This window comes from Streptomyces graminilatus, assembly GCF_001418565.1.
Taxonomy (GTDB): Bacteria; Actinomycetota; Actinomycetes; order Streptomycetales; family Streptomycetaceae; genus Streptomyces; species Streptomyces graminilatus.
The window spans coordinates 1-19,933 of record NZ_LIQQ01000117.1 but is presented as its reverse complement, the minus strand read 5'-3'; the positions used below and the strand labels follow the sequence as shown (position 1 = coordinate 19,933).

The following is a 19,933-nucleotide window of genomic DNA, read 5'->3' as shown; positions in this document are numbered from 1 at the left end:
CACGGCGTACCCGTTCTCCCGGGCCTCCTCGATCCAGGTCCGCAGGGTCGCCAGATGTCCGGGCCCGTACGGTGAGGCCTCCGCGACCCGCAGCAGCAGCCCGGCCGGGGCGTCCAGGAGCAGCGCCTTGGCGACACCGCCCGCCCACAGCGGGAGTTCGTCGCCCACCCGTACGACCTGGCGCAGCGCCTGCGGGCCCTCTTCCTGGGCGATGCAGACGCGGTGGATGTCCCGGCGCACATACAGGTGCACCGTCTCCTTGTGCTCTGCGGCGAGGTCGCGCAGCAGCGCCCGGGCCGCGGGCGGCAGCCGCCAGGCCTCCTCGGCGAGCCGGGACCAGCGCAGCAGGGCGGGGCCCGCGAGGTAGCGGCCGTGCTCGTCGACCCAGAGCAGGCCGTTGAGGCGCAGGGTCTGGAGGATGCGCAGCACGGTGGTCTTCGGCAGGCCGGAGGCGCTGACGATGTCGCGGAGGGACAGTGCCGGCCGGACCTCGTCGAACAGTCCGAGGACGTCGATGGCCCGCTGGACCGTGCGCATCCCGGCGGCGNNCGGACCGCCCCATGGTCCGGACGGCGGTCTCTCCCCGGCACGGTATCCGCTGCCGGTCCGCTGAGCGGACCCGGCCTGCCGGGGAGGGTGCTCAGCGTGGGGAGGTGAGGGGTTCGGCCGGGTTGCGCAGGCCTTCCGCCGCGTCGGCGACCCGCTGGATGAGATCGAGGAAGACGGACTGCTCGTCGGCGGAGAGCGGGGCCAGGAAGACCTGGTTCATGCGGGCCGTCCGCACGGTCAGCCTGCGGTGTGCGCGCACCCCGTCGTCCGTGGGGCGGAGCAGGGAGCGGCGGCCGTCCTCCGGGTCGCGCACCTTGTCGATCAGGTCGCGGCGGCCGAGCCTGCTGACGACCTCGGCGACCGTGGACCGGTCGAGGCCCACCCGCTCCCCGACCGTGCGCTGGTCCAGGCCGGGTTCGGCGACCAGCGCGTTCAGGACCGCGTACTGCGGCGAGGTGATCTCCTCGGAGACCATCGTGTTCCACAGCAGGTAGTGCGCCTGCTGGAGGCGCCGGGCGAGGTGCCCGGGGTGGGTGGAGAGATCCACCGCGGCCATGTCCGCTCCTGGGGTCGTCGGGCCTGCGTACGGCCGTCTGCGTGGGGTTGTCGGCGTGAAGGTGTGGCGCCGGACCAATATTTCGTCTGTGCACTGACGATACCGGCCCACCATGCCTTCTGTCTGCCTACCGGCCCCAGGCCCTCTACCTCACATTCTTCGGTGTCTATTGACGACACGAGCGACGAGTGGCAGCGTGAGGGAAACCTCGCCGAAATGCTCAGTGCCCTGAGCAATCGGCGGTCGGAAGAGATTCGGAAGAGACTCGCGAGAGATCTCGGAAGAGATGGGGCCTCACGGATGGACAAGGTGGTCGCCACAGCCCTGGAGGCGGTGGCCGATGTGCCGGACGGCGCTTCGCTCGCGGTGGGCGGATTCGGGCTCGCCGGCGTGCCGAACGTGCTGATCAAGGCGTTGTACGAGCGCGCGGTCTCGGACCTTTCGGTGGTGTCCAACAACTGCGGCGCGATGGACTCCGGCCTCGCGGTGCTGCTGGCGGCGGGCCGGATCGCCCGCGTCACCGGCTCGTACATCGGTGGGAACAAGGAGTTCGCCCGCCAGTATCTGGCCGGTGAGCTGGAGGTCGAGCTGATCCCGCAGGGCACGCTCGCCGAGCGGCTGCGCGCCGGGGGCACCGGCATCCCCGCCTTCTACACCCCCGCCGGAGTCGGCACCCAGGTCGCCGAGGGCGGGCTGCCATGGCGCTACGACGGTTCCGGCGGCGTCGCGCTGGCGTCTCCCCCGAAGGAGGTACGGGAGTTCGACGGCACGGAGTACGTGCTGGAGCACGCCATCCGCACCGACTTCGCGCTGGTCCGCGCGGCCAGGGGCGACCGGCACGGCAACCTCGTCTTCAACAAGGCCACCCGTAACTTCAACCCCCTCGCGGCCATGGCCGGCCGGATCACGGTCGCCGAGGTCGAGGAACTGGTCGAGCCCGGCGAGATCGACCCGGACGCGGTGCATCTGCCGGGCATCTTCGTGCAGCGGGTGATCGCCCTGACCCCCGAGCAGGCGGCGGACAAGCTGGTCGAGCAGCGGACGGTGAGCAACTGATGGCCTGGAACAGGACAGAGATGGCCGCCCGGGCCGCGCGGGAACTGCGCGACGGGCAGTACGTGAATCTGGGCATCGGCCTGCCGACCCTGATCCCGAACCACCTCCCCGCCGGCGTGGAGGTGGTCCTGGAGTCGGAGAACGGCATCCTGGGCACCGGCCCCTACCCGACCGACGACCAGGTCGACCCGGACCTGATCAACGCCGGCAAGGAGACGGTGACGGTCCTGGCGGGCGCCTCCTTCTTCGACTCCGCCCTCTCCTTCGGGATGATCCGGGGCGGGCACATCGATGTCGCCGTGCTGGGCGCGATGCAGGTGTCCGCCGGGGGCGACCTGGCGAACTGGGCCGTCCCGGGCAAGCTGGTCACCGGGATCGGCGGGGCGATGGATCTGGTGCACGGCGCCCGCACGGTGATCGTGGTCATGACGCACACCGCGAAGGACGGCTCCCCGAAGATCCTGGAGCGGTGTGAACTGCCGCTCACCGGCAAAGCATGTGTGAACCGGGTCATCACCGACCTGGGTGTTCTCGACGTCGGCGACGACGGACTGGTGCTGGTCGAGACCGCTCCGGGTGTCACGGTCGAGGAGATCGTGGCGAAGACCGCAGCGAAGGTCCGCATCCCCGAGGAGATCCAGCCGTGAGCAGTCTGAAGGACGTCTACGTCGTCGACGCCGTACGGACCCCGATCGGCCGCTACGGCGGCGGTCTGGCGAGTGTCCGCCCGGACGACCTCGCCGCCCATGCCATCCGCGAACTCCTCGCCCGCACCCCCGAGTTGGACCCGTCCCGGATCGAGGACGTCTACTTCGGGAACGCCAACGGCGCCGGCGAGGAGAACCGCAACGTGGCCCGCATGGCCGGTCTGCTCGCCGGGCTGCCCACCTCGGTGCCCGGGGTGACGGTCAACCGGCTGTGCGCGTCCGGCCTGGAGGCGGTGATCCAGGCGGCCCGGGCCATCGCGGTCGGGGACGCCTCCGTCGCCGTGGCCGGTGGTGTGGAGTCGATGACCCGCGCCCCCTATGTCCTGCCGAAGAACGACCGGCCCTTCCCCGCCGGGCACACCGAGCTGTACTCGACCACGCTCGGCTGGCGCATGACCAACCCGGCGATGGACCCCCGGTGGACCATCCCGCTGGGCGAGTCCGCCGAACGCATCGCCGACAAGCACAAGATCACCCGCGAGCAGCAGGACGAGTTCGCCCTCGCCAGCCACCGGAAGGCCGCCGCGGCGCAGCAGGCGGGCCTGTTCGACTCCGAACTCGCCCCCGTGTCCATCCCGCAGCGCAAGGGCGACCCGGTCGCCTTCGCCGCCGACGAATGCGTACGCGCCGACGCCTCCCTGGCGGCCATGGCCAGGCTCAAGCCGTCCTTCCGCACAGAGGGCGGCACCGTCACGGCGGGCAACGCCTCGCCTCTCAACGACGGCGCCGCCGCCCTTCTCCTGGTCGACGAGGAGGGCCTGCGGGCCACCGGGCGCGAGCCCCTCGCCCGGGTCAGCGCGACCGGCGTCTCGGCGATCGATCCGGACTACTTCGGACTCGCCCCCGTCGAGGCCGTCAACCGCGCACTCGCCAAGGCGGGCAAGGGATTTGACGATCTGTCAACTCTCGAACTGAACGAGGCCTTCGCCGCCCAGGTCCTCGGCTGTGTCGCCGAGTGGCCCGAGTTCGACCCGGCGATCCTCAACCCGCAGGGCGGTGCGATCGCCCTCGGGCACCCGCTGGGCGCCTCGGGTGCCCGGCTCGCCGGGACCGTCGCCCACCAACTCGCCCGCAAGGGCACGGGAGTCGGTGTCGCCACCCTCTGCATCGGCGTGGGCCAGGGCCTCGCCCTCGTCCTCGAACGCTAGGAACTCCCCATGGCTCTCACCCAGTCGGACATCGACGCCGAGGTCGGCGACCTCCAGGACGCCTACGACAAGGCGGTCGCCGCAGGCGCGCCCGTACAGAACCATCCGCCGCGCGACTACGCCCCGTACCGCAGCTCGGTGCTGCGTCACCCCAAGCAGCCGCTGGTCGCGGTGAGCGGCGGGGACCCGGAGACGGTCGAGCTGTCGGGTCCGGTGTTCGGGGTCACCGACGTCACCGACATCGACAGCGACCTCACGATCCAGCACCAGGGCGAGCCGCTCGGCGAGCGCATCACCGTCTCCGGCCGGCTCCTCGACCGGAACGGGCGCCCCGTGCGGGGCCAGTTGATCGAGCTGTGGCAGGCCAACGCCTCCGGCCGGTACGCCCATCTGCGCGACCAGCATCCCGCGCCGCTCGACCCCAACTTCACCGGTGTGGGGCGGGTCCTGACGGACGATCAGGGACGGTACCGGTTCACCACGATCAAGCCGGGCGCGTATCCGTGGCGCAACCACACCAACGCGTGGCGGCCCGCGCACATCCATTTCTCGGTCTTCGGCACGGCGTTCACGCAGCGGCTGGTGACGCAGATGTACTTCCCGAACGACCCGCTGTTCCGCTACGACCCGATCCTGCGCTCGGTGACCGACGAGGCCGCCCGCAACCGTCTGGTCGCCGAGTACAACCACGACCTGTCCCAGCCCGAGTTCTCGCTCGGCTACGAGTGGGACATCGTCCTCGACGGTCCCTCCGCCACCTGGATCGAAGAAGGCCGCGACTGATGAGCGTCTCCCGGAAGTCCCCCGCGTCCACGGAGACCCCGGTGGACCTGCTCCCCACCCCGTCCCACACCGTCGGCCCGTTCTACGGCTACGCGCTCCCCTTCCCCGAGGGCGAGCAGGTCGCGCCCAAGGGCCACCCGGACACGGTCACCCTCCACGGGTACGTCCTGGACGGCGAGGGCAACCCGATCCCGGACGCCCTGCTGGAGTTCTGGCAGGCGGCGGCCGACGGCTCCCTCGCCGGTGCCCCCGGCTCACTGCGCCGCGACCCGGTGACGGGCGGCTTCCTGGGCCGCAACGGCACCGACTTCACGGGCTTCGGGCGGGTCGCCACCGACGCCGACGGGCACTACGCCCTGTACACGCTGCCGCCGGGCAACGCCGGTCTGCCGTACATCAGCGTGTGCGTGTTCGCACGGGGACTGCTGACCCACCTGTACACGCGTGCGTATCTGGCGGACGGCGCCGATCCGCTGCTCGACTCCCTGCCGGCGGAGCGACGCGCCACGCTGGTCGCCGCCGAGGGCGAGCGGCGCACGTACCGTTTCGACATCCGCCTTCAGGGCGAGGGCGAAACGGTCTTCCTGGAGTTCGAGTGACACCACCTGCCGACGCCGAGTCCGCCGCCGACACCGGCCTGCTCTCCCCCGGGTGGGCGGGCTCCCCGGCGGCCTCCGCGACGAGCGACACCGCGTATCTGCGGGCGCTGCTCGACGCCGAGGCCGCGCTGACCCGTGCCCAGGCCGGGCTGGGCCTGGCACCGGAGGAAGCGGCCAGGGCGGTCACCTCGGCTGCTCACCGTTCCTCCGCCTTCGACGCGCGTTCGATCGCGCTGCGCGCCCGGACCGGCGGAAATCCGGTGATCCCGCTGGTCGCGGACCTGACGGCGGCGGTCGGCGCGGAGTACGGGCCGTACGTCCACCGGGGTGCGACCAGCCAGGACATCCTGGACACGGCGACGATGCTGGTCGCCGCCCGCACCCTGGACCTGGTCCTCGCGGACCTCGACCGCACCGCGCGGGCCCTCGCCGGGCTGGCCGCCGACCACCGCGACACCGTGATGCCGGGCCGCACGCTCACCCAGCACGCCGTACCGACGACCTTCGGGCTCAAGGCGGCGGGCTGGCGCTCGCTGGTCCTCGACGCACGGGACCGTCTCACGGCCGTACGCAGCGGCCTGCCCGCCCAACTCGGGGGCGCCGCAGGCACCTTGGCCGCGTTCACCGTGTTCGGCGCGACCGAGGGCACTGTCGACACACGTGCCCTGGTCGCCGCCTACGCCCGTGAACTCGGCCTCGCCGAGCCGTTGTTGCCCTGGCACACCCTGCGCACCCCGGTCGCGGACCTCGCCGGGGCGCTCGCCTTCACGGCCGGTGCTCTGGGGAAGATCGCCGCCGATGTCCTGACACTGGCGCGCACCGAGATCGCCGAGTTGTCGGAGGGCAGCGGCGGGGGTTCGTCCGCGATGCCGCACAAGGCGAATCCCGTACGGTCGACGCTGATCGCCGCCGCCGCCCGGCGCGCGCCGCAGCTCGCGGCCACGCTGTACGGGGCGCTGGTCGCCGAGGACGAGCGGCCGGCCGGTGCCTGGCACGCCGAGTGGGAGCCGCTCAGGGGGCTGCTGCGGGTCACCGGGGGCGCCGCCCTGGACGCGGCGGAACTGACCGCGGGACTACGGGTCCACGCGGACACCATGCGCCAACACCTGGGCCTCACCCACGGGTTGATCGTCTCCGAGCGGCTGGCCGCCGAACTCGCGCCGGTGCTCGGCCGGGCCCGCGCGAAGGCCCTGCTCACCGAAGTGGCCGCCCGCACCTACACCGAGGGACGCCCGCTGACGGAACTCCTCGCAGAGGAACCGGAGTTGACGGACCTGCCCCTCGACGACCTGACCGATCCCGCCTGTTACACCGGCTCCGCCGGAGCCCTGACCGACCGCGCTCTGGAGCGACCGTGACCGACAAGCTGCTGCACCACGTCGTCGAGGGTTCCGCCACCGCGCCCCCGCTGCTGCTCGGGCCCTCGCTCGGGACGTCGTACGCCCTCTGGGACAAGGTGGCGCCCGAGCTGTCCGTCACCCACCGGGTGGTCCGCTGGGACCTGCCCGGGCACGGCGGTTCGGCGCCCGGCCTGATCGGGCCCGGGGCCACCGTCGGCGATCTGGCCGCGCTGGTGCTGGCGCTCGCCGACTCGCTCGGGATCGGTCGATTCGCCTACGCGGGCGTGTCGTTGGGCGGGGCGGTCGGCCTGCATCTGGCCGTCCACCACCCGGAGCGGGTGTCTTCGCTCGCCGTGCTCTGCTCCTCGGCCCACTTCAACGGCAGCAAGCCGTGGGAGGAACGGGCCGCGCTGGTGCGCGCCGAGGGGCTCGCCGGGCTCGCGGAGAGCGCCGACGCGCGCTGGTTCACACCCGGGTTCACGGTGCCGGAGCTGGTCGCGGATCACCGGAACGCCGATCCGGACGCGTACGCCGCCTGCTGCGACGCGCTGGCCGCCTTCGACCTGCGCGACCGGCTGGCCGGGATCGTCGCGCCCACGCTGGTGGTCGCCGGGCGGCAGGACCCGGCCACTCCCCCGGCCCATCTGCGGGAGATCGCGGACGCCGTGCCGGGTGCCACGCTCGTCGAACTCCCGGGCGCCTCGCATCTGGCGGTCGCGCAGTGCCCGGAGGCCGTACTGGCCGCGCTGCGCCCGCACTTGGGGGCGCTGCCCCGCCGGGGCATGGAGGTGCGCCGGCAGGTCCTCGGCGATACGCACGTGGACCGGGCGCAGGCACGGCAGACGCCGTTCACGGCTCGCTTCCAGGACTTCATCTCGCGCTACGCGTGGGGCGAGATCTGGACCGATCCGACGCTCACCCGACGCGAGCGCAGCATGATCACGCTCACCGCGCTGGTGGCCCACGGCCACTACGACGAACTGGCGATGCACGTCCGCGCGGCCCGCCGCAACGGCCTCACCCCCGAGGAGATCGGCGCGGTGCTCCTCCAGACGGCCGTGTACTGCGGGGTCCCGGCGGCCAACTCGGCGTTCGCGGCGGCACAGCGCGTACTGGCGGAGGAGGACGGCTCGGAAGGGTGAGCCGCTGCTCACTGAGCGCGGCGGCGGTGGCGCGCACATGGCCACCGCAGTGAACTCACGTGCGACGGGCACGAGCCGCACTCACGGTGCGCCGCCGCACACCGGTCGCCCTCATCCGCCCCGCCGTCGCCTCGCTCCGGCGCCCCGGGACCCGGGCAGCGGGCGCGCCGCCGGCCGGCGCGGCCCCCGTCCCGCCTCCAGCACATCCGCGCGGCCCGCCGCGACGGCCTCACCCCCGAGGAGGGTGACCCTGCTGGTCGTAGTCCCAGCAACGTCTCGTGCGTGCCTTCGTCCCGTGTCTACGGTGGGGGCATGTCCACTGTTCTGATCACCGGCGCCACTTCGGGGCTCGGCCGGTACGTCGCCTTCGAGCTGGTCCGCTCCGGTCACACCGTTCTCGCCCACGGGCGCGACCCCGGCCGCACCGAGCTGCTCGTCACAGAGCTGCGGGCCGAGGGCGATGCCGAGGGGTTCGTGGCCGATCTGGCCTCGCTGGCCGCCGTACGGGAGCTGGGCGCCGAGATCCTTGCCGCGCACCCGAGCCTCGACGTGCTCGTCAACAACGCGGGCGTCGGGGCCGGTCCGGGCGGCGCGGGGCGTGAACTGAGCGTCGACGGGCATGAGTTGCGGCTCGCGGTGAACTACCTCGCGCCGGTCGTCCTCACCCGCGCCCTGCTGCCGGCGCTGCGGGCGGGCGCGCCCTCTCGGATCGTGAACGTCGGCTCGGCCGGACAGGCGCCCCTCGACTTCGACGACCCCGAACTCACCCGCGGCTACAGCGGGACCACGGCCTACGTCCGCAGCAAGTTCGCGCTCGCCGCCCACACCTTCACCCTCGCCGAGGAGTTGGCGTCCTCGGGCATCTCCGTCAACGTGCTGCACCCCGCCACCTACATGGACACCGCGATGGTCCGAGAGGCCGGCGTCGCCCCCTGGTCGAGCGTCGCCGACGGCGCGGCGGCCGTCCTCGCGCTGGTGACCCGGGAATCGGGCAGCGGACACTACTTCGACGGTACGAGACGGTCGCGGGCGCACGAGGAGGCGTACGACGACGAGGTGCGGGGGCGGCTGGAGAGGGTCACGGAGCAGTTGCTCCGGGCCTGACCACCACCCGCACCCCGGGCCCCCGGCCGGTCAGCGCAGGCCCCGTCCCGTCTCCAGGACGTCCCTGGCCTGGGCGACCAGGCCGTCCGCGCCGCAGGACTTGGCCAGGGTCAGGCCGCGTTGGATCTCGGCGACCGAGCGGGCGAGGATGCCGTACTCGACGCGGGCCGCCGCGTGTTCGTACTGGCAGGGAGACGACTCCAGATAGGTGACGGCCTGGGCTGCCAGGCGTACCGCCCGCTGGCCGGTCTCCAGGGCCGCCGCGCAGCGCAGGGCCTCGCCGATGGCGGTGTCCGTGCCGAACCGCTCGGCGTACCGGCGGGCGTCGGCGACCAGGACGGCGGCCCGGGCCGGGTCCTCCGTGGCCAGCGCCCGGGCGAGGTCGACGGCCCAGGTGGCGACCACCGGGTTGTGGAAGCCCCGGCCGGTCGCCGCCTTCTCCGCGGCCTCCAGTTCGTTGATGCCCTCCTTGGTGCGGCCGACGGCGAGGAGCAACCGGCCGCGTACCGCGCGGGGTTCGGGCAGGATGATGGTGGACGGGTAGGGCGGCGCGAAGCCGTACTGCTCGGCGATCGCCCAGGCCTCCTCGACATGGCCGCGGGCGAGCAGCGTGTCGACGAGGTTGCACGTCGCCGACCAGTGCAGGGGCAGCCGGCGCCCGACGCGTTCGGCGAGCCGCAGGGACTCCCTCAGGGAGGTCTCGGCCTCCCTGAGACGGCCTCTCCTGCGGTGCCCGAGACCGACGTACGCATGGGCGAGGGAGAGGTGGCCGCCGCTCCAGCCCGCCGTCTCGTAGGCGCGCAGGGCGTCGGTGTAGAGGGCCTCGGCGCGGTCGAGACGGTCGCTGTAGGCATACGCGCAGGCGAGCATCATCAGCAGCTCGATGCCCCACTCGGGGTCGGTCCAGCCGAGCCCGGGAGCGAGGCGGCCGTTGACGAGGGCGCGGTCGCACACCTCGACGACCTCCTCCACGTTCTCGCCGTGGGTCATGGCGTCGAAGCCGCGCAGCATGAGCAGCGCGCGCTCGGAGTTGTCCCGGCCGGTGCAGGGGCGGGCGAGCGCGGCGAGCCGCTCGGAGCGGCCCGGCGCCGTCACGTCGCCGCCGTAGATGCCCTCCAGCATGAAGTGCACACCCTAGAGGCGCATCCGGGCAGGGCCCGGCTGGTGCCGGGTGGCCTCCGCCTCGACCGTGCGGACGGCCTCCTCCAACTGGTCGTTGTGCAGCAGGGCCTGCGACAGCCGGACGATCGCGTCGACGCGCCGGTCGCCTTCGAGGCCGGGCATCGCGAGCGCGGTCTGCAGATGCCCGATGGTGGTGGCGGGTGCGGTGAGGTGGGTGGCGCAGCCCAGTTCGAACAGGACGTGCGGGTGGCTCTCGGCCCGGGGCGGCTCCAGCAGGGCGCGCTCCAGACAGCGGCGGGCCGCGTCCGGGGCGCCGACCGCCTGGTGCTCACGGGCGGCCTCGCGCAGTTGCTCGACGAGTTCCTCGTCGTCGTCCGGATACACGTGGAGGAGATGGTGGGAGGCCGCGGCCGCGCCCCGCCCGGATTCGGTGACGACCTGGGCGGCGATGCCGTGCATGGCGGTGCGCGTGGCGTCCGGGATGGAGTCGTAGACGGCGGTGGCGATCAGCGGGTGCACGAACTCCAGGTCGTTGACCGGGATCTGACCCGCCATCAGCTGGGGTTCGATGAGGATGCGGGCGGTGCACAGGAGGTTGGCGCAGCGGTAGGCCTCGTGGTGGCTGAGGGTGGCCAGCCGGGCGACGAGGTTCACGGAGATGCCCGTACCGAGGATGGCCGCCGCCCAGGCGAAGCGGGTGGCTTCGAGGCCCAGTTCCTCCAGGCGTGCGACGAGGCCGCCGCCGCGTGCCGCGTTGTTGAGTTCGCGCAGCCCGCCGCAGGACGCCTCGACCGGGGCGAGCCCGGTGTCCTGGACCTTGGCGAGGAGTTCGACCGTCTCGTACGGGTTGCCGCCGGTGACCGCCCACACCTCGCGGCAGAACGGGTCGTCGGCGTGCGCGCCGAGGGTGCCGCGGGTGAGGCCGGCGGCACCCGCCGGAGACAGGGCGTCGAGGGTGGCGACGGGGCCGGCCGACCGGGCGATCGCCGCCAGGAGGTCGGCACGGGCGCCGGTGGCCTCGTCGGGCCTGTGGGCGACCACGACGAGGACGGACAGGTCGTCGAGCCGCTCGGCGAACGCGGCCAGCCAGCGCAGGCTCTCCTGGTCGGCCCAGTGGGCGTCGTCGATGAGCAGGACGAGCGGCCAGTCACGCTTGGCGAGCCGCCGCACCGCGGCGACCAGGCCGTCGCACACGCCCTGCGGGTCGGCCAGCCGCTCGCCGGGTTCCGTGATGCCGAGGGCGGGGCCCGCGATGTCGTACCAGTCGCCGAGGTACTCGCGGGCCTCCTCCGGCATCAGCGACAGGAGCGCGGGTTGCAGTAACTGCCGTACGACGTTGAAGGGGACGGACTTGAGGGTCTCGCCGCCGCGCACCGACCACACCACGCATTTGCGCCGCTCCGCGAGGCGCCGGGTTTCGGCCATCAGCGCGGTCTTGCCGAGACCCGCCTCGCCGGTGAAGAGCAGCAGACTGCCCGGGGAGGAGTTGTCGACGCGCAGGGCGTCGATCGCCCGTTCCACGGCGGCGACCTGTGTGTCGCGCTCCCACAGGGCGCCGGAGCCGGCCGTCCCGGGCGGTTCCTCCGTCATCCCGCTACCTCCCCAAGTCGCCTGAACGACGTACGAACTTGAGACTAGCCGTCCGGCCCCCGAAGTGGAGGCGGGACCGCCCAGGTACTGCCGGGACGAGTGACAGGACGTACGACAGGACGACCCGACGGAGGCGCCGGCGAAAGCCCAGACATATTTCGCACGCACGTTCCCCTCCTGTCGGCGGGGCGCGTCGAGGGCTGGGCGGTCCGGACCTTCCGTATCCCGCTATCTCGGCATCCCGGCCCGCCTTTCCGCGCCGTTCCCGGCGGAAAGGGGACTCCTCTCATCCGGCTTTCACACGAGCCTCATACGGTGGGGGCATGACGCAGGAGACTCCTCCCGGCTGGTACCCCGACCCCGGGCAGACAAGTGACGGCCCCGCCACCGAGCGCTGGTGGGACGGTAGGACATGGACGGACCAGACCCGCCCCGAGAGCTCGGCCGCCGCCTGGGGTCCACCGGCGGTGCTCGCCGCCGGCGGTGCGTACCCGGCGTATCCGGAGCATCCGCCTGCGGGCACCCGGCGTGGGCTGCGCACGGGCATAGCCGTCGCGGTGGCGGTCGCCGTCCTCGCGGGCATAGGCGGCGGCGTGTACGTCCTGACCAAGCACGACGGCGGCAGCCGCAGCGACGTGAGCTCACAGGCGCCGGGCGGTCGGGGCGGCAGCGACGGCGGCCCCGGAGGCGGCTCGGGCGGCCGGACTCCGGACCCGGAGGAGTCGAAGCCCTCCGAGAGCCCGAGGATCGACAGCGGTTCCGTTCCCGACTCGACCAACGGGATCAGCATTCCGATCCCGGAGGGCTGGTACGGCCAGTCGATCACCGTGGGCGGGCAGGTGACGTCGGACACCTCGTACAAGTGCCCGGGCGACCTGGCGAAGACCTGCACGAAGGGCGGGGCCTACTCGGCGCCCGCGCTGGCCTTGCGTACGCCGGGCAGCACGCCCGAGGCGGTCGCCAAGGCGGACATCGCGCCGAACGCCGAGGATTCGTACGGCGGTACGACGTACGGGAAGATCACCTCGCACGACGTACTCGCCGCGAAGGCGGTGACCGTCGCCGGGCAGCAGGGCTACCTGGTCCGCTGGCGGGCGGTCACGAGCAAGGGCGTGGACGGCATCGTCGAGTCGCTGGCCTTCCCCGCGCCGTCGAACCCCCAGCAGATCGTCGTCGTCCGCTTCGGCATCGACGCCGACCAGAAGCAGTCGGTCATCGACGAGATCACGTCGGGGATCAGGGTCTCCTCGGCCGGCGGCGGCAGCGGGCAGAACGTCTGATCCGGCGATCCGGCGATCCACCGACCCGCCGATCCACCAACCCACCGATTCACCGATTAACCGGTCTGCCGTTCACCGCCCTGCCGATCCGCCGCTCCGCGCCCCGGGGCGGTGGACGCGGATCGGCCGGGTGGGGCGCCCTCCGCGTCGGAGGAACCCCACCCGGCCGGTGTGCGCGGGGGCCTCAGGCGGCCTCTGTGCGCCGATCCGTCAGCCGAACCCCCGCGCGTCCTGCTTCAGCGCCGTGTCGACGGTCAGTGCCGTCGCCACCACGAGGCTCACCAGGGGCTCGGGGAGTTGGTAGTGGATCTGCAGGACGTAGTTGTCCGCGGTCGTGAGCATCGTCCGCGCCATGCCTTCCCAGGTCTTGGTGATCCGGGCAACCTCGTTCTCCGCGTGGTCGACGATCGCGAAGTTCCAGGCCCGCCAGTTCTCCGCCTTGATGGCGCCGATCTGCTGACCATCCGCGTTGATCGCGAAGTTGATCTTCCCGATCATGTTCTGCTGGACGATCTCACCGACCGGCGAACCGTCCGGACGCTGCACGATCACCCGTGACTTGAAGATCTTCCGGGGGCGCGTCAGCAGCAGCACGGGCTGCCCGTCGGCGTCCCGGATCTCCAGCTTGTGCGTCATGAACTGGTCGAGGCTGGAGACCAGGCGCATGATCTTCTTCAGCGTGCTCTGGCCGACCTGGACGACCGAGCCGAGTTCCAGGCCGTTCTGATCCATGACCCGGTACTCGTTGGTCACCTCGATCAGCTTGGCCTTCTGGTTCACCACCAGTACCGGCTCGGTGAACAGCGTGCCGCCACCCGTCCCGCCCCCGGTGACTCCGGCCCGCTCCCGCACCTGGCGCTGCACCTGTCGCCGCACCCGTGCGTCGGCACCCTTCTGAAGCAGGGGCTGGTCCTGAGTCGCTCCGTCGGGGTCCGGGTACTGGCCCGCGGATGTGTTCGAATGCGTGGTCACCGGGGCACGCTACCGCGACATGGCCGTATCGCAACCATGTACAGGTCAAGGCGCCCCGGCACCATCTCATCCGCTCTCAGCAGGTCGCGATGGCCGGATCGCTCACGCCCGCCCGGCCGTTCTCCACATGTCCGGCGAACCGGCGCAGGAACGACGCGTCGGCGTCCGAGGTGACCGTCACGTCGTACCACCGCTCGCTGGCACCCAGGTCCACCCGGTGCCGCACGGTGGCCCCGGCCCGCACGCCGATCTTGTGCGTGTGGCCCCCGTAACCGCTCTTCACCTTCAACTCCACTTTCTCGGAGCCCATGTTGGTGAAAGTCAGCTCAAGGTCGTCCCCGGCGTGCCGGGCGGTCACCTCGGGTCCGGCGGCACCCTTGCCCCGGCCCTTGAAGACCCGCAGGAAGCCGTTCGGGCCGTGCACCGTCAGGTCGTGGGCGTCCCGCGAGTACGCCGAGTTCCAGGTGTCGGAGACACTCTGGCCCGCGCCGGTCGTGTAGGCCCACGGGCCGTCGGTGCGGTTGCCGGAGGTCACGAGGAAGGAGGCGCCCGCCTCGGTGCCGGAGGCGAAGGTCAGGGTGAGCTTTCCGGTCGCCGGATCCGCCGAACCGTCCACGTACGGGGCGTACTTGAGCGGGCGGGCCGGACGCAGGCCGCGCTCCTGCCGGGGCAGGACCGGGTTCGCGGGCGGCGTCGGGACGTAGTCGGGGTGGCGGACCTTGTCCGGCGGCCGGTAGCCGTCGGTGTCGGGGAGGACCACCGGCTTGGTGTCCTTGCGCGAGAAGTCGAACGCGGCCGTCAGATCGCCGCAGATCGCGCGCCGCCAGGGCGAGATGTTGGGCTCGTGCACCCCGAAGCGGTTCTCCATGAACCGGATGATCGACGTGTGGTCGAGCGTCTCCGAGCAGACGAACCCGCCCTTGCTCCACGGGGACACGACGAGCATCGGCACCCGCTGGCCGAGCCCGTAGGCGCCGGCCGCGTGCTTGGCGTCACCCTTGAACAGGTCCGGGCCGACGTCGACCGTCGACTTGCCCTGCGCCGGCGACTGGGGCGGGAACGGCGGTACGAGGTGGTCGAAGAAGCCGTCGTTCTCGTCGTACGTGATGAACAGGGCCGTCTTGGCCCACACCTTCGGGTCGGCGGTGAGCGCGTCCAGCACCTGGGCGATGTACCAGGCGCCGTAGTTCGCGGGCCAGTTGGGGTGCTCGGTGAAGGCCTCGGGGGCGACGATCCAGGAGACCTGCGGCAGCTTGCCGCCCGACACGTCGGCCTTGAGCTGGTCGAAGAAGCCCTCGCCCTTGCGGGCGTCGGTGCCGGTGCGGGCCTTGTCGTAGAGGGGGTCGCCGGGCTTCGCGTCGCGGTACTGGTTGAAGTAGAGGAGCGAGTTGTCGCCGTAGTTGCCCCGGTAGGCGTCCGGGATCCAGCCCCAGGAACCGGCCGCGTCGAGCCCGTCACCGACGTCCTGGTAGATCTTCCAGGACACGCCCGCCGCTTCGAGGCGCTCCGGGTACGTCGTCCAGCTGTACCCCACCTCGTCGTTGCCGAGGACGGGGCCGCCGCCCTTGCCGTCGTTGCCCGTGTAACCCGTCCACATGTAGTAGCGGTTCGGGTCCGTGGAGCCGATGAACGAGCAGTGGTACGCGTCGCAGATGGTGAAGGAGTCGGCCAGCGCGTAGTGGAAGGGAATGTCCTTGCGGTTCAAGTAGGCCATGGTCGTCGCCGACTTGGCCTGGATCCACTTGTCGTACTTGCCGTTGTTGAAGGCGACGTGCCCGTCGCTCCAGCCGTGCGGGAGGTCCTGGATGAAGGCCAGTCCGAGGTCGTCGGCGTCCGGGCGGAAGGGCAGTACGTCCTTGGTGCCGTCCGACTGGTGCCACACCGACTTGCCGTTCACCTGGGTGACCGGATGCGGGTCCCCGAAGCCCCGGACTCCGCGCAGCGAACCGAAGTAGTGGTCGAAGGACCGGTTCTCCTGCATGAGGACGACGATGTGCTCGACGTCCTTGATCGTCCCGGTGCGGTGGTGCGCGGGGAGGGCGGCGGCGCGCTCGATGCTGCTGGAGAGCGCGGTGAACGCCGTGGTAGCGCCCGCGAGTTGGAGAAAGTGGCGCCGGTTGACATCGGGCATGGGGGAAGGGCCTCTCGTCCTGATGGCGGCAAGGGGTGGAAGGTGCCGGAATGCGCGCCTGGAGTTTCCCAGGGGTACCGAACGAGGCGGAAGGGTCCGGTGGCATCGGTGTGAAGGTCATCGGTACGTGAGATGTGCGGCGCACCAAGGCAGGCTCAAGAGACCCCCACGACCACGCCCGGGGTGCGACGTCACGCCGCCGTTCACCACGGCACCGTAGCCGCGGCCGAACTCGGACCGCGTACCGATGCCGGGATCCGGGCGACCGTGAGGGCGACACAGACGCACCCGCACCCGGCCTGACCGGGAGCGGGCGCCCGGCCCGGCTAGCGTGACCCTCACAAAAGACCCAGAAGCCCTAAAAGCTGACCTTCGACACCTTCTCCCTTCTCCCCTGTGAGGCGTTCCGCCATGAGCCTGAGCATCCGCAACCAGATTCCCGGCACCGTCATCGCCGTCACCACCGGAGAGGTCATGGCGACCGTCAGGGTCCGGCTCGACGGCGGTCAGGAGATCACCGCCGCGATCACCCGGGAGTCCGTCAGGGATCTGGGACTCGCCGCGGGCTCCGCCGTGCGGGTCCTGGTCAAGTCCACGGAGGTCTCGCTCGCCATGGCCGCCGTCGAGGGCATCTCCATCCGCAACCAGCTCCCCGGCAGGGTCGCCGAACTCGTCACGGGCGCCGCCATGTCGTCCGTGAAGGTCAGCGTCGCGGGCGGCACCCTCACGGCCGCGATCACCACCGACGCCGTGCGCGACCTGGGTCTAGCGACCGGTTCGCCGGTCGTCGCCCTGATCAAGTCGACCGAGATCTCCCTCGCGACCGTGTGAGCGTCCGGTCGACCAGGTGAACGTCCGGTCGACCGGCTGAAGGTCCGGTACCGCCACGCCCGTAGCGGGGGCAGGGATCCCGGGCCGCCGGAGACCGGTCTCCGGCGGCCCGGGACGGGACGTACGCCCGTCGCCCGTCGCCCGTCAGCAGGTGCGCACGCCGGGCAGCCAGGCCTCTCCCTTGATGTAGATGTTCGTGATCCAGGAGCCGTTGGTCAGCTTCGACCAGGCGTCGTTGGTGTAGCCCTCGGCCGTCACTTCCTGGGCGTGCGACTGGCAGACCACGTTGACCGTGGTGGGCTGCGCGAAGTAGTCGACCACCCGGGCACCGACGTTCGGCTCGCTGTGCGTACGCACCCCGGTGCCCCACGTCTGGAACGGCTTGCTGTTGCCCGACGGCGGCGGGGTGGGACTGCCGCCGCAGTCCGGGATGCCGGGCAGCGACGCCGGGCCCTTGATGTAGATGTTCGTCAGCCAGGAACCGTCGGCCAGCTTGGACCAGATGTCGTTGGTGTAGCCCTCGGCGGTGACGCTCTCCGCGTGCTGCTGGCACTGGACCGACACCTGGGTGGGTCCGGCGAAGGTGTCCTTCACGGCGCCGCGCACGCTCGGTGTGGCGTGGGTGCGCACATCCGTGCCCCAGGTCTCGAAGACCGTACCGCCGTTCGCGGGCGGCGGGGCGGGCGTGCCCGACCCGTTGATCCGGATCGCGCCCGCGTAGTCGCCGCCGGTGCGCGCGGGGGCGACCCGGATGTGGGTGCCCGACTCGTACGCCTCGACCATCTGCCCGCCGCCCAGGTACATGGCGACGTGATGGGCGTGCCCGCTGCCCCAGAACATCAGGTCGCCCGGCAGCAGCGGGGCGGTGCCCTGCCCGGCGGAGAACCGGGCCGAGGCCTGCGAGCTGTGCATCTGGTCGTTGGCGGTGCCGTTGAGCAGGTCCCTGCCGGTGGCCTGGGCGTACGCGTAGCGCATCAGGCCGGAGCAGTCGAAGCCCTTGCGCTCGTTGTCGTGGAGGCTGTCGGGGTCGGAGCCGTCGTAGTAGCCGTAGCTGGCGCCCGGTGACGCCCCGTGCCCGCCGCCCCAGCTGTACCAGACGCCGATCTGCGAACAGGCGGCGTTCACGGCGGCCTGGGCGGTGGCGGACGCGCCCGGCGCGAGGACACCGCAGTCGGCGGCCGGCGCCGCCTGCGCGGGAGCGGAGAAGAACGCGGACAGGGCGAGGACCGAGGCCCCCAGGAGCGCGCCGCTGGTCCGGCGGCGCGTGCTGCTGATGTTCAAGGAACTCTTCCTTCTTGTCGGTGCCGTCCCCGGACGGCCCGGGCACGGCGGCGGTGTACAGCCGTGCCGCTTCCCCACCCCCGTGGGGGGAGCGGCACGGGTCAGTGGCCGAGGACGTCGCGCATCTTGGCGAGGCCCCGCATCCGGTTGCGCTGTACGGTTCCGCGGTGCGCGCCGAGCCGTTCGCCCGCCGTGTCGTGGCTGAGACCCTCCAGGTCCACGAGGATCACCGCGGCGGCCTCCTTCTCGGAGAGCACGCCCAGCAGCGCCCGCGTGGTCTCGGACGCCTCGTAGGAGGCGAGCCCGCCGTCCCAGCCGGTCTCGGGGAGCCGGTCGGTGGCCTGCTCACGGCGGGAGGGCCGCTGCCAGGAGTCGCGGAGCAGGTTCAGGGCGACGGTGCAGGTGTAGGCGTACGGGTGCTGCTGCCGCGTCAGGTTCTGCGCCCGGGCCCGCCGGGAGAGCCGCAGGTAGGTCTCCTGGACCAGGTCGTCGGCGTCGTGCGGGTTGCCAGTCAGGGCCAGCAGCCGCCGCCGCAGCCGTGGCATGTCGGCGGCGAAGGAGGCGTCGAAGTCCTTCGGGCTCATCCGGTCGCCGGTCTCGCGCGGCGGTGGCGGACAATCGGAGCTGGTGGTCGTCACTGCGGTTCCCCTCGTTCGTACGCGCGGTCGTACGGTCGTCTGGTGTCACGCCCGTGGGCTGGTCAGGCCTCGGGCCGGGTCAGGTCAGGCCCGGGGCCGGGCGGCGGGGCCGTAGCGGGCGGCCGGTTCTTGGCGCAGCAGCGCCCAGTACCGGTCTCCGTAGGACCAGTGCCACCATTCGGTCGGGTAGTTGACGAAGCCGGCCGCGCCGAGAGCCGACTCCATCAGGGCCCGGTTGGCGCGCGCCTCGGCGCTGATGTTCGGCGCGGCGGTGCGGCAGGCGCCCTCGCTCTCCTCGGGGGTCGCGTTGACCTCCGTGCCCAGGGGCAGCTCCCTGCCGTCCTGGTCGCACAGCGTCAGATCGACGGCCCCGCCGCTGACGTGGGGTGCCACCTCGGGCGGGGAGATGTACGCGCTGGCCAGCTCGCGGATCCGCTCGGGCGGGGCGTCGGGATGGGCCAGGCGCAAGGTCTGCGCGTACGTCTCGAAGTACCGCCGCTGCAGATCGGGTGGCCGGTACCCCTCCAGCACCAGGAACCGCACCCCGGCGGGCAGCAGGCCCTGGGCCCGCACCAGCCGGTCGCGCACACCGGATCGGAGGTGGGCGTAGCTGCCGTCGTCGTCGGCCTGCCGGTGGTCGAGCCGCAGATGGCCGGTGCCCCGCAGGTCGACCAGCGGCTCACCGCAGTCGTCCACGGCGACGGCGGCGACCCGGGCGTCCGAGAGAGTGATGATCTCTGTCACACAAACAGCGTCCCGGACCGCGCTGCAGATCCTCTGCAAGTTGCCTGCAAGGGCGTCACCAGGCGTTCTACAGAGGGCGGGAACGACTCGACGGCCGCCAGAGACCCGGTGGACCCGGGGAACCCGGACCCGAGGGACCCGGCGGACTCCGCGCACTCGGCAGACCCGGCGAACCCTGTGGTCCCCGTGGTCTCTGCGGTCCCGGCAAACCCGGTGGTCCCAGCAGCCCCAGCGCCCCCTGCGGCCCCAGCAGCCCCAGCGCCCCCAGCGCCCCCAGCCCCGAGCTACCCGCCGGACCCGGCAGCCGCCCTCGGCTCCGGTACCCCGGCGCAGCCCAGCTCCCGGAGGACGCCGTGTGCC

The 19,933-nt window shown here is 72.1% G+C and carries 17 protein-coding genes and 1 pseudogene; 10 read left to right on the top strand and 8 right to left on the bottom strand.

The annotated features are described in order from the left end of the window. Both AOK08_RS11305 and AOK08_RS11300 read right to left on the bottom strand, forming a co-directional pair. On the bottom strand, positions 1 to 537 hold a 537-nt coding region (locus tag AOK08_RS11305), incomplete at its 3' end, for an IclR family transcriptional regulator (RefSeq protein WP_079053974.1). A gap of 103 nt (positions 538 to 640) precedes the next feature. After that, positions 641 to 1,105: a MarR family winged helix-turn-helix transcriptional regulator gene (locus AOK08_RS11300; RefSeq protein WP_055525360.1), complete on the bottom strand. Its 465-nt coding sequence runs from the start codon at positions 1,103 to 1,105 to the stop codon at positions 641 to 643. Between the two features lie 300 nt (positions 1,106 to 1,405). On the opposite strand from AOK08_RS11300, the gene AOK08_RS11295 reads away from it, so the two are divergent. From AOK08_RS11295 to AOK08_RS11260, 8 genes are all read left to right on the top strand, one after another. Further along, positions 1,406 to 2,161 (top strand): CoA transferase subunit A, encoded by a 756-nt coding sequence (locus AOK08_RS11295; protein WP_055525359.1) that lies wholly within the window; start codon positions 1,406 to 1,408, stop codon positions 2,159 to 2,161. After that, positions 2,161 to 2,808, top strand: coding sequence for a CoA transferase subunit B (locus AOK08_RS11290; RefSeq protein ID WP_055525358.1), 648 nt, complete (start codon positions 2,161 to 2,163; stop codon positions 2,806 to 2,808). The genes AOK08_RS11295 and AOK08_RS11290 overlap by 1 nt, the downstream gene beginning before the upstream one ends. A gap of 5 nt (positions 2,809 to 2,813) precedes the next feature. Beyond that, positions 2,814 to 4,016 carry a thiolase family protein gene (locus AOK08_RS11285; RefSeq protein WP_055525361.1) on the top strand — a complete coding sequence of 401 codons (1,203 nt, stop codon included), beginning with the start codon at positions 2,814 to 2,816 and terminating at the stop codon, positions 4,014 to 4,016. A gap of 9 nt (positions 4,017 to 4,025) precedes the next feature. Beyond that, positions 4,026 to 4,799, top strand: a complete 774-nt coding sequence (gene pcaH, locus AOK08_RS11280) for a protocatechuate 3,4-dioxygenase subunit beta (RefSeq protein WP_055525357.1) — start codon at positions 4,026 to 4,028, stop codon at positions 4,797 to 4,799. Beyond that, a complete protein-coding gene (gene pcaG, locus AOK08_RS11275) occupies positions 4,799 to 5,398 on the top strand; it encodes a protocatechuate 3,4-dioxygenase subunit alpha (protein ID WP_055525356.1) in 600 nt (199 codons plus the stop codon). Before pcaH ends, pcaG begins: the two co-directional genes overlap by 1 nt. Further along, a complete protein-coding gene (gene pcaB / locus AOK08_RS11270) occupies positions 5,395 to 6,756 on the top strand; it encodes a 3-carboxy-cis,cis-muconate cycloisomerase (RefSeq protein WP_055525355.1) in 1,362 nt (453 codons plus the stop codon). Before pcaG ends, pcaB begins: the two co-directional genes overlap by 4 nt. Then, the gene (pcaDC, locus tag AOK08_RS11265) at positions 6,753 to 7,880 is read left to right on the top strand and encodes a bifunctional 3-oxoadipate enol-lactonase/4-carboxymuconolactone decarboxylase PcaDC (protein ID WP_055525354.1); all 1,128 of its coding nucleotides are present in this window, start codon (positions 6,753 to 6,755) and stop codon (positions 7,878 to 7,880) included. Before pcaB ends, pcaDC begins: the two co-directional genes overlap by 4 nt. A 312-nt stretch (positions 7,881 to 8,192) precedes the next feature. Next, complete coding sequence (locus AOK08_RS11260) at positions 8,193 to 8,984, top strand: SDR family NAD(P)-dependent oxidoreductase (RefSeq protein WP_055525353.1); 792 nt, start codon at positions 8,193 to 8,195, stop codon at positions 8,982 to 8,984. A 30-nt stretch (positions 8,985 to 9,014) separates the two neighbouring features. Here AOK08_RS11260 and AOK08_RS11255 read toward each other — a convergent pair. Beyond that, positions 9,015 to 11,696 (bottom strand): annotated as a pseudogene (locus AOK08_RS11255) (ATP-binding protein). Positions 11,697 to 12,019: 323 nt separating this feature from the next. Here AOK08_RS11255 and AOK08_RS11250 point away from each other — a divergent pair. Next, positions 12,020 to 12,976 carry a DUF2510 domain-containing protein gene (locus AOK08_RS11250; RefSeq protein ID WP_055525352.1) on the top strand — a complete coding sequence of 319 codons (957 nt, stop codon included), beginning with the start codon at positions 12,020 to 12,022 and terminating at the stop codon, positions 12,974 to 12,976. A 210-nt stretch (positions 12,977 to 13,186) separates the two neighbouring features. Here the strand turns inward: AOK08_RS11250 and AOK08_RS11245 are convergent, their stop codons facing one another. Together AOK08_RS11245 and AOK08_RS11240 are read right to left on the bottom strand one after the other, a co-directional pair. After that, positions 13,187 to 13,948 carry an LURP-one-related/scramblase family protein gene (locus AOK08_RS11245; protein ID WP_055525351.1) on the bottom strand — a complete coding sequence of 254 codons (762 nt, stop codon included), beginning with the start codon at positions 13,946 to 13,948 and terminating at the stop codon, positions 13,187 to 13,189. A 76-nt stretch (positions 13,949 to 14,024) separates the two neighbouring features. Continuing rightward, entirely contained in the window at positions 14,025 to 16,079 is a 2,055-nt protein-coding gene (locus tag AOK08_RS11240; protein ID WP_055525350.1) for a phosphocholine-specific phospholipase C, read from the bottom strand. A gap of 411 nt (positions 16,080 to 16,490) precedes the next feature. Between AOK08_RS11240 and AOK08_RS11235 the strand changes: the two genes are divergently transcribed. Continuing rightward, positions 16,491 to 16,910, top strand: coding sequence for a TOBE domain-containing protein (locus tag AOK08_RS11235; RefSeq protein WP_055525349.1), 420 nt, complete (start codon positions 16,491 to 16,493; stop codon positions 16,908 to 16,910). Positions 16,911 to 17,054: 144 nt separating this feature from the next. Here AOK08_RS11235 and AOK08_RS11230 read toward each other — a convergent pair whose 3' ends face one another. The 3 genes from AOK08_RS11230 to AOK08_RS11220 form a co-directional block, all read right to left on the bottom strand. Next, the gene (locus AOK08_RS11230; RefSeq protein WP_055525348.1) at positions 17,055 to 18,191 is read right to left on the bottom strand and encodes a C40 family peptidase; all 1,137 of its coding nucleotides are present in this window, start codon (positions 18,189 to 18,191) and stop codon (positions 17,055 to 17,057) included. A gap of 101 nt (positions 18,192 to 18,292) precedes the next feature. After that, a complete protein-coding gene (locus AOK08_RS11225) occupies positions 18,293 to 18,775 on the bottom strand; it encodes an RNA polymerase sigma factor (RefSeq protein ID WP_055525347.1) in 483 nt (160 codons plus the stop codon). 138 nt (positions 18,776 to 18,913) lie between these two features. Beyond that, on the bottom strand, positions 18,914 to 19,573 hold the full coding sequence (locus AOK08_RS11220) for a M15 family metallopeptidase (RefSeq protein WP_055525346.1): 660 nt from the start codon (positions 19,571 to 19,573) through the stop codon (positions 18,914 to 18,916). Positions 19,574 to 19,933 lie beyond the last annotated feature (360 nt).

What these genes read in the sequence shown, in the direction of transcription:
- pcaH (WP_055525357.1), top strand. Translation starts at nt 4,026, where the DNA reads ATGGCTCTCACCCAGTCGGACATCGACGCCGAGGTCGGCGACCTCCAG.
- AOK08_RS11260 (WP_055525353.1), top strand. Translation starts at nt 8,193, where the DNA reads ATGTCCACTGTTCTGATCACCGGCGCCACTTCGGGGCTCGGCCGGTAC.
- pcaG (WP_055525356.1), top strand. Translation starts at nt 4,799, where the DNA reads ATGAGCGTCTCCCGGAAGTCCCCCGCGTCCACGGAGACCCCGGTGGAC.
- AOK08_RS11250 (WP_055525352.1), top strand. Translation starts at nt 12,020, where the DNA reads ATGACGCAGGAGACTCCTCCCGGCTGGTACCCCGACCCCGGGCAGACA.
- AOK08_RS11225 (WP_055525347.1), bottom strand. Translation starts at nt 18,775, where the DNA reads ATGAGCCCGAAGGACTTCGACGCCTCCTTCGCCGCCGACATGCCACGG.
- AOK08_RS11295 (WP_055525359.1), top strand. Translation starts at nt 1,406, where the DNA reads ATGGACAAGGTGGTCGCCACAGCCCTGGAGGCGGTGGCCGATGTGCCG.
- AOK08_RS11290 (WP_055525358.1), top strand. Translation starts at nt 2,161, where the DNA reads ATGGCCTGGAACAGGACAGAGATGGCCGCCCGGGCCGCGCGGGAACTG.
- AOK08_RS11240 (WP_055525350.1), bottom strand. Translation starts at nt 16,079, where the DNA reads ATGCCCGATGTCAACCGGCGCCACTTTCTCCAACTCGCGGGCGCTACC.
- AOK08_RS11235 (WP_055525349.1), top strand. Translation starts at nt 16,491, where the DNA reads ATGAGCCTGAGCATCCGCAACCAGATTCCCGGCACCGTCATCGCCGTC.
- AOK08_RS11300 (WP_055525360.1), bottom strand. Translation starts at nt 1,105, where the DNA reads ATGGCCGCGGTGGATCTCTCCACCCACCCCGGGCACCTCGCCCGGCGC.